The following is an 11,340-nucleotide window of genomic DNA, read 5'->3' on the forward strand; positions in this document are numbered from 1 at the left end:
CCTGGGTTTCTCGACAATCTGGAAATGCGCTTAGCGCATTTCTTTTTTTTGACTTATCCGGCAAGTACATATTAAATAGATTAAAAGGAATTCATGTGAAGGGGATGATTACGATGAAATTCAGTGAATTTACAGAGGAAAGCTGGAAAGAACACGGAAAATACTTTGATACCTGCCTGCTCCCGTTCACCGGACTGTCAGGTGCGGAAAGTCCGCCTGAGGCAGCAGCCGTGCTGGAGAAGCTCCGGGATCTGCTGGATCTGATCGAGCAGCCATTCCGGGGACGCGTAGTCGTATATCCGGCTATACAGTATGCAGCAGGTCAAAATATAGACAATTTGAATGAAGTGTGCCGGAAAGTCAAATCCAGTATCTTCCAGTATGTGATTGTTGCTTCAGCTGTTCCGGGAGTGTCGTTAGAAGATATTTATGAAAGCGATTTAGTCTTTGCTGTTACTGGGTTTGGAGTGGATTGTAAAGAGCCGGAAAAATCAGAAATAAATCAAAAAATTCATGCTTTATGGCAAAGCAAAACTTGAGTTAATTGTGACAAAAAATCAACAATTTATAAAAAGGGAGTACAGATGCCTGTCACAAAATAGACAAAATTCTTGACGGGTATTGGGGCCTAAGCTATGATAAGGGTGAATTGATATGACATGTGATTTATGTCATTGTAACCGGATTCTTTACATTAAATGACTGTGCATGACCTGCAGGTGCCTTCTCCATTTTTGAAAAGGGGGTTACACACCGTATGAGCAGTTACAATGAAGAGCCTGAAGTTAATCCGCCCAAACCGCCCAGCCGCAAGGAGATGTCCCGCAGGCAGTTTCTGACCTACACCCTCGGCGGAGCCACTGCATTTATGGGAGCCGGAGTCCTTCTCCCCATGACGCGGTTTGCTGTAGACCCTATTTTACATAAGCGGGGGGAAGGGGATTTCATCAAGGTTGCAGAAGTCTCGCAGATTACCGATGTTCCGCAGGAGTTCAACTTTGAGCTCAAGCAGCAGGACGGCTGGTATGCCAGTACAGCTACACTGACGGCGTGGATCCGAAAAGATGAGGGCGGAAATATTTATGCGCTTTCACCGATCTGCAAGCATCTCGGCTGTACGGTGGGCTGGAACAATGATAAGGCTTTTCCCGATGAATACCATTGTCCCTGCCATGGTGCACGTTACACAAAGCTGGGCAAGCAGCTGGCGGTTGCAGCGAAGCCGCTCGACCAGTACAAGACCAAGATTGAAGGCGGATGGGTGTATCTGGGGGATATCGTACCTAATACCGAAGCCAATAAGGAGGCGTAGCCCTGATGTTTAAAAATATCTATAACTGGATTGATGAACGTCTGGATATTACGCCGATCTGGAGAGATGTCGCCGATCATGAGGTTCCTGAGCATGTTAACCCGGCCCATCACTTCTCGGCATTCGTGTACTGCTTTGGCGGTCTTACTTTTTTTATCACTGTCATTCAGATTCTGTCAGGTATGTTCCTGACCATGTATTATGTACCGGATATTATTAATGCCTATGCCAGTGTGGAATATCTGCAAACCAAGGTTGCTTTTGGCCAGATCGTACGCGGCATGCACCACTGGGGGGCGAGTCTGGTCATTGTCATGATGTTCCTGCATACGATGCGCGTATTTTTTACAGGCTCGTATAAAGCGCCGCGCGAGATGAACTGGGTGGTGGGAATGCTGATCTTTTTTGTCATGCTGGGTCTGGGACTGACCGGATATCTGCTGCCTTGGGACAATAAAGCTTATTTCGCCACCAAGGTTACACTGGAGATTGCCAATTCCGTGCCGGTTATGGGTCCTGTATTAAAAGAGCTGATGCAGGGCGGAACGATTGTCGGTGCGGAGACGCTTACCCGCTTTTTCGCCCTTCATGTATTCTTTCTCCCGGCGGTCCTGCTTATACTTCTCGTCGGACACTTTATCATGATCCGCAGACAGGGAATATCCGGGCCGCTGTAGGCTAATCGACGAAAGGAGGGAGAACGGAATGGCACATAAGGGCAAGGACGGATCCGGGGAAAAGATAGTGTATGTCGGTGACTCCCGTGTAAGGAAGGGCAGCGGATTTATTACGCCGCCTGACTATACGGCTTACCCGGGGAAATCGGAGGCGTTCATTCCGAACTTTCTGCTCAAGGAATGGATGGTCGGGGTAGTTGTGCTGGTCGGCATACTTGTGCTCACTATTTCCGAGCCTGCGCCGCTGGGATTTCCGGCAGACGCCAGGGCTACTGTTATTCCGATTCCTGACTGGTATTTTCTGTTTCTCTATCAATACCTGAAGCTGCCTTATGCCTCGGGTGATTATATCGTACTGGGAACCCTGGGAGTCACAGGGGTGGCTTTCGGTGCACTGCTGCTTGCCCCGTTTCTGGACACCGGACGTGAACGGCGCTTCTACAAACGGCCGATTGCTTCCTCACTGATGCTCCTGTCACTGGCAGCGATCGTCTATTTAACCAATACGGCCTGGACTGAATATAAGCATGAAATGGCTGAAACCGGCCAGATCCCGGAAGATGTGCAGCGTGAGGAGAAGGCTGCGGAGAACAGGGCCAAAGGCTTGCCCACCACCAGTGCGGTACAGACTGAGGATATCGCAATCGTGGACAAGGATGATCCGGCGATGGCACTATTCAAGCAGGCGACCTGCGTTACCTGTCATGCCGTGGACTTGAAAGGCGGGGGCGGGCCTTCGCTGCGAGGGGTAGGAGATACCCACGATCAGGCGGCCATCCTGGCCATTATCAAAGAGGGTCAGGGCCAGATGCCGCCGATGTATGAAACGGCGCTTGGTGCCGGGCTTACCGACCAGGATATCGACTCGCTGGCGGCGTGGCTTGCCAAACAAAAAAGCGAACAGTAAAATAATGATAACGCGAACCTGATCGTATTCTTGCGGTCAGGTTTTTGTCTGTGTTTTGAATGTAAAATGTTCTGACTTGGGAGGGTGAAACTGTGTATGCCGGTTAACATGTTTGACAAGCTGTTCAAGCACCGGGGAATCATATGGCTGCTCTTTATCGTCAATGTCCTCGGCACGATTTACGGATACATATGGTATGGCAATCAACTGGAGTATACGGCGCAGAATTACCCGGCCTGGCTGCTGCCGTTCGTGCCGGACAGCCCGACAGCAAGCCTGTTTTTTACAATTGCACTCCTGCTGCTGCTGTATCCCCCAAAAGGCCTGAAGGGTACGCTAGTACGTGAGCTGATCGAAGCGCTGGCTGTAGTTACTTCAGTCAAGTACGGCATATGGGCGGTTGGCGTTATTTTTGCCGGGGGATATCAGGGAGATACAGTCAGCTGGAAGGATTGGATGCTGGTGGTGTCGCATACCGGAATGGCGGTAGAGGCCCTGATCTATGCCCGGTTCTTCGCGTTCCGGCGGATGCTGCCGGTGGCTCTGCTCTGGACTCTGGCTAATGATATGGTTGATTACTCAGCAGGAGTCTATCCTTGGCTGCCGTCAGTATTGGCCGACGATGTTAACCAGGTGCAGTATCTCACGATTCTTCTGACACTGCTGAGTGCTGCGGCAGCCTGGATAGCGGGTCCTAAGACAAGGCGGTACGAGCCCTTGCAGCGGAACCGAAACCGGCGCTGACAGGCTGTTCTAACTCTTGTCCTCCTGCCATAGATTAAGGGTAGGAGGGATGTCTCATGCCGCGCAAGTGTTATATAGTGCTGACTGGAGTAATATTGTGCTGGCTGCTTTCCGGCATGACCGGCGGGAGTGTATCTGCTGATGGCAGCGGTGCCGCCAAGGATAGCGGAGCCGGGCAGACGGCTGCTGCCGGGAGCGAAGCACCTGCCCTGACCGGCAGGAACGGCGCAGAAAAGCTGGAACAGGCGGCGGAAGCGTTGTACAGCTATGTGCTGGAAGGGGATGTAGTTAAGGCAAGGCAAAAGAGCGAGGAGATCTCCGAGATCTTTGTGTCTTCCTCTTTTGAAGGGCTGACTTCGGTTGAAGGAGTCAATGCGCTGTCCGGGGTTATTGTGGATCTCAAAGCGACCCTTGCAGCTGCTCAGATTGACCCCGGAAAGTGGGAAGCGGCTGCAGCCAGAATGAGGCTAGCCGTTAACAGTCTGAGCCATCCTCGACAGCCGATGTGGCAACAGTATTATAAGCTGATCCGTGAGGATCTGAATGATATGGAGCAAAGCGCTGCCGCCGGCAACCCGGAAGGCTGGAAAGCTGCGGTCTCCCGGCTGCAGAGCAGATATGACACGATCCGCCCGGCGGTTGTCATCTCAAGCCGGCCGGAAGCAGTAAGCGCCTTTGACTCCTGGCTGTCTTATGCAGCCGGGGTTACCGATTCCTCTCAGCCTCCCGGACGTTCGCGGCTGCTGGAGATCGTCTCCTACGGGCAGGACGCGGTGAGGGTGTTATTCGGCAAGGAACGCGATGAACCGGCGTTATCCCTGCCGCTTGCCCCTGCAGAATATGGAGCCTGGGGACTGCTGGCAGGTGTCTTCATCATCACCGCTCTCGCCTATGCCGCTTTCCGCAAATACCGGGGGGAGCGCGAGGATCTGAGGCCGGTATAGGCGCAGAGGAATATTGGACGAAGTGAGGAACTGAAGCTAGTGAACGCATAGACGTTATGCTTTCATGCTGGCTTGACTGCACAAGCTGGCAGGGTTGGTGCGGGTTATATGCCTGCTGATTCTAAAAAAAAGCTCTCCTTTCCATTAGACACGGGAAGGGGAGCTTTTGCCTGTGACTCTTTATAGTCATCTTGTGCGATGTATTGTAGAGTGCGAATGGGTTTGGCAGATTCTTTGAGGGTTTAGCCAACTGTGCAATTTTAGGAATAAGTGTATTTTATACAACTAAAAAGCACAAAAAGCCGCCCAATTCAGGAATAACTGCATTTCATGCAATTAAAATCGGCCGAAAATGCTATTTTACCTAAAAAGACCGGATATAGTTGCACGGAATACACTTAAAGTTACTGCAAGCCCATAATCATGGAATATAGTTGTACAAACTGCAGTTAGTCGGTTGAGGTGCTGATTTTGTAAAGGCAAAACAACTTATCTAACTCGCTTAACGCACTCACATAACTTACCAAACCCACCAAATCACCAAACACACAAAATACACTCTACTCAATCTAACTCTACACAACCAATTCTGCTCAATATGCTAATCATACTAAGTTTAATAAAGCTTAAATCAGACAAAAATTCAAACTCAACGAACCAATATCAACCTACCCTCAACCATCCACACTCAGGACTCCCGGAAGCCCTCGCCCATTACATCGTGCACATCGCTGATAATAACGAACGCCGCAGGATCGACGGATTTGACCAACTGGCTGAGCCGGCGGATCTCCTGGCGGGAGACGACGCAGTAGACCATATGCTTCGCCTGCTTGGAATACGCGCCGATCGCCGGAATCAGCGTTACACCGCGCTCCATCTCGGCAGTAATCAGGTCGGCAATCTGCGGAGCATCATCACTGATTATAGTGAAGGCTTTGGCGGCGTATGCCCCCTCCTGGATAAAGTCAATGACCCGCGATGCGATAAAGACGGCCACCAGGGTGTACAGAATCTTTTCACGGGGTATGTAGAGCAGGGATGCGCCGATAATGATTACATCGACAACGAGGATGATCTGGCCCATGCTCCAGCCAAATTTGCGCCCCAGGATGCGTGCCACGATATCAACCCCGCCGGTAGTCCCGCCGTAACGGAAAACGATGCCCAGGCCAAGGCCGAGTGTAACGCCTGCATATAATGAAGCAAGAATAAAATCATGCTCGGTTGTGAACGGGACGAGCCAGCCCCTGTCAATCGCCTGTTCAAACACCCAAAGGAAAAAAGTCAGGGAGCCGATGCCGAGTCCGGTATAGACAATCTGATTGGAGCCGAGCACTTTCCAGCCGAGCAGGAACAGCGGAAGGTTCAGCAGCAGAGTCGTCAGGAAGATTGGAATGCTGAAGGCATAATTGAGCAGGATAGTGATCCCGGTTACGCCGCCCTCCATCAGCTGGTTGGGTACAATAAAGTACAAAAGCCCGAACGCATAGACCGCTGTTCCCAGCATAATGGGCGCTATGGTTTTACCGATATTCATTACCTTTGATGAGTTCATTTAATCCCTCGCCTAAGCCCTTATACGGGCAGAATGTTCTAGCATGGCTTTCATGAGGTGAAGCAGTAAATATAAAAAAGATTTGTCTTCAAAACGTCTTTACGATAACATAGGGGCAAACATAAGGCAAGATCATACAGGGGGGCGCAGCTGCAAATTATGGAAAAAAGTCTAGCCGAGATTCAGCGTGAAGTTGATGCCTATATCTCACAGTTTAAGGAAGGTTACTTCAGCCCGCTGTCCATGCTGGCCCGGATGTCCGAGGAAGTCGGGGAGCTGGCGCGTGAAGTGAACCATCAGTTTGGTGAAAAGCCCAAAAAAGCGGATGAAGCAGACAACTCCATTGAACTGGAGCTGGGTGACATTCTGTTCATTACGGTTTGCTTTGCGAATTCACTGGGGATTGATCTGACCGAGGCTCATAATAAAGTGATGCACAAGTTCAATACCCGTGACGCCGGCCGCTGGACCCTTAAAAACACCGATTAGGCCCTTATATCATATGCTGTACCAAACGAACGGGATTTAGCCGTAAGGATGGTGAGTATATGGATCATAACGATTATGTCAAGGCCGCATACCGTTCCATTCTGCGCAGCGATTTCGCGCAGGCAATTGAATCTTTTGAGGCTGCAATTTCGGCCAGCCCGGACGATGCCGAAGTCAGATACCGGTGCTCCATTACCTATGCCCGCAGCGGGATGGTGGAGAAAGCGCTGGAGCATGCGGTCGCTGCGGTGAGGCTCGATGATACGAAGCCCGAATACCGGCTGCATCTCCAGCATCTGCAGGCGCTTCAGCTCGTGCAGGAGGCCAAACATCTGCTGGAGGATGACGCGGGCGGGACATCCAATCCGTATCATCCGGTTACACTTCTTAAAGAAGCAATTACGCTGGACCCCTTATACGGAGACGCCTATGTATGGCTGGCCATTGCGCACAGCCGGATGAATGAGCATGTACAGGCGATCGCCGCCATGAAAGAGGTTATTGCCCTTCATCCGGATGATACCGGATTGCGCCAGCTGATGAAAGACCTGCAAAGGTCATTGCAAAAATATATCCATTAATAAATGGAACCAGTAAAAGCGAGGAGGATTTAAAGGTGAGCGACAAGATCAGAGTTATTGTCTCCGGAGCAGGAGGCAAAATGGGTAAAGAGGTTGTTAAGCTGGTGCTGCAGGATGATGAGCTGGAGCTGGCAGCAGCAGTAGACCGTTCCGCAGTCGAACGTGATGCGGGCCGTATGGTGGGACTGGATGAGTGCGGAATAACTGTTACTTCCGATCTGGAAGCTGCCTTAGCAGGGAGCCGCGGAGATGTGATGGTTGATTTTACTATTCCGCAATCGGCTTATGCCAACACTTCGCTTGCAATCAAATACGGGGTGCGTCCGGTTATCGGGACAACCGGGTTCACTCCGGAGCAGATTGCCGAGCTGGACAAGCAATGTCAGGAGCAGGGAATCGGCGGGCTGATTGCCCCGAACTTCTCGATCGGAGCGATTCTGCTGATGAAATTTGCCGCACAGGCATCGAAATATTTCCCGCATCTGGAAATTATCGAGTATCATGGAGATCAGAAGCTGGATGCCCCTTCGGGTACAGCAATCAAGACGGCCGAGATGATCTCTGAAGCCAGAGAGGAGCTGCGCCAGGGCCATCCGCAGGAGGAAGAGCTTATTGAAGGCTCGCGCGGCGGCTATTATAACGGCTTCCGAATTCACAGCGTCCGTCTTCCGGGTGTATTTGCCCAGGAGGAGGTTGTGTTCGGCGGCTTCGGGCAATCGCTCAAAATCCGTCATGATTCGTACGAACGGGCAGGCTATATGCCGGGGGTTAAGCTGGGAGTCCAGAAGGTAATGGGGTATACCGGACTGATCTACGGCTTCGAGCATTTTATTGAATAGACAGGGGAGAAACCAACATGCTAAAGATTGCCTTTATCGCACATGACCGAAAAAAAGAAGAAATGGTCAATTTCGTTACCGCCTATGAAAATGTTTTTACGGGGCTTGAGCTGTTTTCGACGGGGACAACGGGCCAGCGCATTATGGAAGCAACCGGGCTGAAAATCAACCGGTTCATGTCCGGTCCGCTGGGCGGTGACCAGCAGATTGGCTCTCTGGTAGCACAGGATGAGCTGGATTTGATTATTTTCCTGCGTGATCCGCTGATGGCCCAGCCGCACGAGCCGGATATTACGGCGCTGCTCCGTTTGTGCGACGTGTACGGCATCCCGGTGGCGACCAATATCGCAACGGCGGAAATTCTGGTGAAGGCAATCGACCGTGGGGATTTCGGCTGGCGGGAGCTTGTACATAAATACAAACCGGGTGTGGACGAGTAATGAAGCTGGACATTCTTGTATTCGGGGCGCATGCCGATGATGCCGAGATCGGTATGGCCGGAACCATTGCCAAGCATACGGCTGCGGGGCTGAAGGTAGGCCTGTGTGACTTGACTGCTGCCGAGATGTCATCGAACGGGACAGTGGAGCGCCGCAAGCAGGAAGCGCAGCAGGCTGCCGATGTGCTGGGTGCTGCTGTGCGCAGTAATCTCGGGCTGCCTGACCGCGGCCTGTATATGACCGAGGAACATCTGGCGGCTGTAACTGCAGAAATCCGCCGGTTTGCTCCTGCTGTTGTATTCGCACCTTACTGGGAGGACAGGCATCCCGATCATATCGCCTGCAGCAAGCTGGTGGAGGAGGCTGTATTTAATGCCAAGCTGCGCAAATACATGCCGGACATGCCTGCGGTGCCTGCGCCGCTGCTGTATTTTTACTTCATCAACGACCTGGGCCGTACCGACCTGATTGTGGATGTAACGGAGCAATACGCTGTGAAGGAGCAGGCGCTGTCCTGTTACCGTTCCCAGTTTGAAAAAGCACCCGGCGAGGATGTGGTATCCACCCCGCTTAATGAGGGATACATCGAACGCGTCCGCTCACGGGATATGCTGCTTGGACAGCGCAGGCTCATTCCCTTTGCCGAAGGCTTTGCCACCAGGGTTCCCCATGCTGTTGACCTGTTCCTTAACGGGGGCAAGGCGGAATAAGCTTTATTTTGTTGTGCGATGCAACTATAATAAATCCATGACATTACTTAAAGTAAGAGATCAGTCTACGAAGGGGACGGAGCTATGAACCGGCTAAAAATAGGCATCACCTGTTATCCGTCTCTGGGCGGCTCGGGCGTAGTGGCGACTGAACTGGGCAAACTTCTGGCGGAAAAAGGCCATGAAGTCCATTTTATTACACACAGTATCCCGTTCCGGCTTGGAACGTTTCAGAAGAATATATTTTATCATGAGGTTGAGGTTAACGATTATTATGTGTTCCGTTATCCCCCTTATGATCTGGCGCTGGCGACCAAGATGGCCCAGGTAGCCAAAATGCAGGGGCTGGATCTGCTTCATGTCCATTATGCGGTACCGCATGCCGTCTGCGCATTTCTTGCCAAGCAGATGCTCGGCAATGATATGAAGGTTGTTACTACCCTGCACGCACCGACATCACGGTGCTGGGGCAGGATGAATCACTCAAGGACCTGATCCGGCTGGGTATTAATGAGAGCGATGCGGTTACCGCCGTTTCAATGGATCTGATCAACGAAACCCGGAAGGTTCTGGATATTACAAGGGATATCGACCTGACGTATAACTTTGTCGACAAGCGGGTCTATTATCCGCGGGATGTAACAGACCTCCGGGGCGATTATGCCGCCCCCGATGAGAAAATCCTGATGCATATCAGTAATTTCCGTCCGGTAAAACGGGTGGGCGATGTGGTTGATGTATTTGCCAAGGTGAGCCGGGAGATCAAAGCGAAGCTCCTGCTGGTAGGGGAAGGCCCTGAGCTGCCGAAGATTCAGGCTAAGATTAACGAAATGGGGCTTGAGAACAAGGTCCGCTTCCTCGGCAAGCAGGATGAAATCGCCCAGGTAATCTCTCTGGCTGACCTGCTGCTGCTGCCTTCGGAAAAGGAGAGCTTCGGTCTGGTGGCGCTGGAGGCAATGGCCTGCGGCGTTCCGACGATCGGTTCCCAGGCCGGAGGCATCCCGGAGCTGGTTCAGCACGGCAAGACCGGCTTCCTGGCGCCGATTGGCGATACGTCTGCTATGGCCAAATATGCTGTGAAGCTGCTGTCGGATGAGGCTTTGGCCGAACAGTTCCGCGAGGCCTGTCTGAAGCGTTCCTGCAATGACTTCAGCCGGGACAGCATTACGAACCAATATGAGGATATTTATTACCGTGTGCTGGGGCGCAAGGTGCTCGGAATGGATGCCATCCGGGGGTAAGGAGAACGATATGGAATGGACAATGGCACCGGACGGTATGGCAGCAGCAGCCCGCAAGGTGATAACAGGGCTGCTTGAGAGCGGCCGTGAGGCTTATTTCGTCGGAGGCTGTATCCGAGATGAGCTGCTGGGCCGTCCGGTTCATGATATCGACCTGACCACTTCGGCGCTGCCCGAGGAGGTTATGGCCGTCTTTCCGCGCTGTGTTCCGACAGGGCTTGCCCACGGGACGGTTACAGTGCTGCAGGACGGCTTCAGCTTTGAAGTGACAACTTACCGGACGGAGAGCGGCTATGCCGATCACCGCCGTCCGGAGCATGTCTCTTTTGTAAGCGATGTAAAAGAGGATCTGCGGCGGCGGGATTTCACCATCAATGCGATCTGCTGCGGACTGGACGGTGAGCTGGTTGATCCGTTTCTGGGCGCGCAGGATTTAAGCGCCCGGCTGATCCGCTGCGTAGGCAGTGCGGAGGAGCGCTTCGACGAGGACGCACTGCGCATGCTGCGCTGTGTGCGGTTCGCGTCGGTGCTGGATTTTGCCGTCGCCAAGAATACGTGGCGGGGGCTGCTTCGCCAGCGTGACAAGCTGGCGCATATCGCCGTCGAGCGCGTGCGCGCCGAGACGGAACGCATTGTCGAGGGGCCGCATCCTGTGCGCGGCCTCGGCCTGCTTGCGCGCAGCGGGCTGCTGGCGCGCGGAAAGGCCCGTTCCCCTGGACCGGCGAAGATATGCGGCAGCAGCCGCCATACTGGCCGGGATCGGGGAACTGGACAGCGCCCGCCTGCGGTGGGCGCTGCTCCTCCATGCCCTGGGGCAGTCGGCCGAAGCGGCCGACAAGCTCCTGCGGGCATGGACGTTCCCGGGGGCGGCGCGCAGCTCCGTCGCCGCCGTGCTCCG

Annotated in this window: 13 protein-coding genes and 1 pseudogene; 13 read left to right on the top strand and 1 reads right to left on the bottom strand. The window is 52.9% G+C overall.

Annotation, left to right across the window (positions count from 1 at the left end; all coding sequences use genetic code 11):
* The 6 genes from AWJ19_RS09810 to AWJ19_RS09835 form a co-directional block, all read left to right on the top strand.
* Positions 1–539, top strand: a 539-nt coding sequence (locus AWJ19_RS09810; RefSeq protein WP_241781671.1) for a DUF2487 family protein, incomplete at its 5' end; no start/stop codon positions are given.
* 218 nt (positions 540–757) lie between these two features.
* Positions 758–1,312, top strand: a complete 555-nt coding sequence (locus AWJ19_RS09815) for a ubiquinol-cytochrome c reductase iron-sulfur subunit (protein ID WP_068723330.1) — start codon at positions 758–760, stop codon at positions 1,310–1,312.
* 5 nt (positions 1,313–1,317) lie between these two features.
* Positions 1,318–1,989 (top strand): menaquinol-cytochrome c reductase cytochrome b subunit, encoded by a 672-nt coding sequence (qcrB, locus tag AWJ19_RS09820; protein WP_042178168.1) that lies wholly within the window; start codon positions 1,318–1,320, stop codon positions 1,987–1,989.
* Positions 1,990–2,017: 28 nt separating this feature from the next.
* A complete protein-coding gene (locus tag AWJ19_RS09825; protein ID WP_068723331.1) occupies positions 2,018–2,896 on the top strand; it encodes a menaquinol-cytochrome c reductase cytochrome b/c subunit in 879 nt (292 codons plus the stop codon).
* Positions 2,897–2,992: 96 nt separating this feature from the next.
* A complete protein-coding gene (locus AWJ19_RS09830; RefSeq protein ID WP_068723332.1) occupies positions 2,993–3,640 on the top strand; it encodes a DUF1405 domain-containing protein in 648 nt (215 codons plus the stop codon).
* A 56-nt stretch (positions 3,641–3,696) separates the two neighbouring features.
* A complete protein-coding gene (locus tag AWJ19_RS09835) occupies positions 3,697–4,584 on the top strand; it encodes a sporulation protein YpjB (protein WP_068723333.1) in 888 nt (295 codons plus the stop codon).
* Positions 4,585–5,272: 688 nt separating this feature from the next.
* On the opposite strand, the gene AWJ19_RS09840 is transcribed toward AWJ19_RS09835, so the two are convergent.
* Positions 5,273–6,142, bottom strand: a complete 870-nt coding sequence (locus AWJ19_RS09840; RefSeq protein WP_068723334.1) for a YitT family protein — start codon at positions 6,140–6,142, stop codon at positions 5,273–5,275.
* A 159-nt stretch (positions 6,143–6,301) separates the two neighbouring features.
* Here AWJ19_RS09840 and AWJ19_RS09845 point away from each other — a divergent pair, with 159 nt between their 5' ends.
* The 7 genes and pseudogenes from AWJ19_RS09845 to AWJ19_RS09875 form a co-directional block, all read left to right on the top strand.
* Complete coding sequence (locus AWJ19_RS09845) at positions 6,302–6,631, top strand: nucleotide pyrophosphohydrolase (RefSeq protein ID WP_068723335.1); 330 nt, start codon at positions 6,302–6,304, stop codon at positions 6,629–6,631.
* A 59-nt stretch (positions 6,632–6,690) separates the two neighbouring features.
* Positions 6,691–7,212 (top strand): tetratricopeptide repeat protein, encoded by a 522-nt coding sequence (locus AWJ19_RS09850; protein WP_068723336.1) that lies wholly within the window; start codon positions 6,691–6,693, stop codon positions 7,210–7,212.
* 35 nt (positions 7,213–7,247) lie between these two features.
* Positions 7,248–8,051 carry a 4-hydroxy-tetrahydrodipicolinate reductase gene (gene dapB, locus AWJ19_RS09855; protein ID WP_068723337.1) on the top strand — a complete coding sequence of 268 codons (804 nt, stop codon included), beginning with the start codon at positions 7,248–7,250 and terminating at the stop codon, positions 8,049–8,051.
* Between the two features lie 17 nt (positions 8,052–8,068).
* Positions 8,069–8,491 (top strand): methylglyoxal synthase, encoded by a 423-nt coding sequence (mgsA, locus tag AWJ19_RS09860; protein WP_068723338.1) that lies wholly within the window; start codon positions 8,069–8,071, stop codon positions 8,489–8,491.
* Positions 8,491–9,201 (top strand): bacillithiol biosynthesis deacetylase BshB1, encoded by a 711-nt coding sequence (gene bshB1 / locus AWJ19_RS09865; RefSeq protein ID WP_068723340.1) that lies wholly within the window; start codon positions 8,491–8,493, stop codon positions 9,199–9,201. Before mgsA ends, bshB1 begins: the two co-directional genes overlap by 1 nt.
* An 84-nt stretch (positions 9,202–9,285) precedes the next feature.
* Positions 9,286–10,442, top strand: a pseudogene (gene bshA / locus AWJ19_RS09870) (N-acetyl-alpha-D-glucosaminyl L-malate synthase BshA).
* 10 nt (positions 10,443–10,452) lie between these two features.
* Positions 10,453–11,340 (top strand): CCA tRNA nucleotidyltransferase (locus AWJ19_RS09875; protein ID WP_128083557.1); only part of this gene is annotated, 888 nt, incomplete at its 3' end.

This window comes from Paenibacillus sp. DMB5, assembly GCF_001517085.1.
GTDB lineage: Bacteria > Bacillota > Bacilli > Paenibacillales > Paenibacillaceae > Paenibacillus_AQ.

What these genes read in the sequence shown, in the direction of transcription:
- AWJ19_RS09850 (WP_068723336.1), top strand. Translation starts at nt 6,691, where the DNA reads ATGGATCATAACGATTATGTCAAGGCCGCATACCGTTCCATTCTGCGC.
- AWJ19_RS09835 (WP_068723333.1), top strand. Translation starts at nt 3,697, where the DNA reads ATGCCGCGCAAGTGTTATATAGTGCTGACTGGAGTAATATTGTGCTGG.
- bshB1 (WP_068723340.1), top strand. Translation starts at nt 8,491, where the DNA reads ATGAAGCTGGACATTCTTGTATTCGGGGCGCATGCCGATGATGCCGAG.
- AWJ19_RS09845 (WP_068723335.1), top strand. Translation starts at nt 6,302, where the DNA reads ATGGAAAAAAGTCTAGCCGAGATTCAGCGTGAAGTTGATGCCTATATC.
- mgsA (WP_068723338.1), top strand. Translation starts at nt 8,069, where the DNA reads ATGCTAAAGATTGCCTTTATCGCACATGACCGAAAAAAAGAAGAAATG.
- AWJ19_RS09840 (WP_068723334.1), bottom strand. Translation starts at nt 6,142, where the DNA reads ATGAACTCATCAAAGGTAATGAATATCGGTAAAACCATAGCGCCCATT.
- AWJ19_RS09830 (WP_068723332.1), top strand. Translation starts at nt 2,993, where the DNA reads ATGCCGGTTAACATGTTTGACAAGCTGTTCAAGCACCGGGGAATCATA.
- AWJ19_RS09825 (WP_068723331.1), top strand. Translation starts at nt 2,018, where the DNA reads ATGGCACATAAGGGCAAGGACGGATCCGGGGAAAAGATAGTGTATGTC.
- qcrB (WP_042178168.1), top strand. Translation starts at nt 1,318, where the DNA reads ATGTTTAAAAATATCTATAACTGGATTGATGAACGTCTGGATATTACG.
- AWJ19_RS09815 (WP_068723330.1), top strand. Translation starts at nt 758, where the DNA reads ATGAGCAGTTACAATGAAGAGCCTGAAGTTAATCCGCCCAAACCGCCC.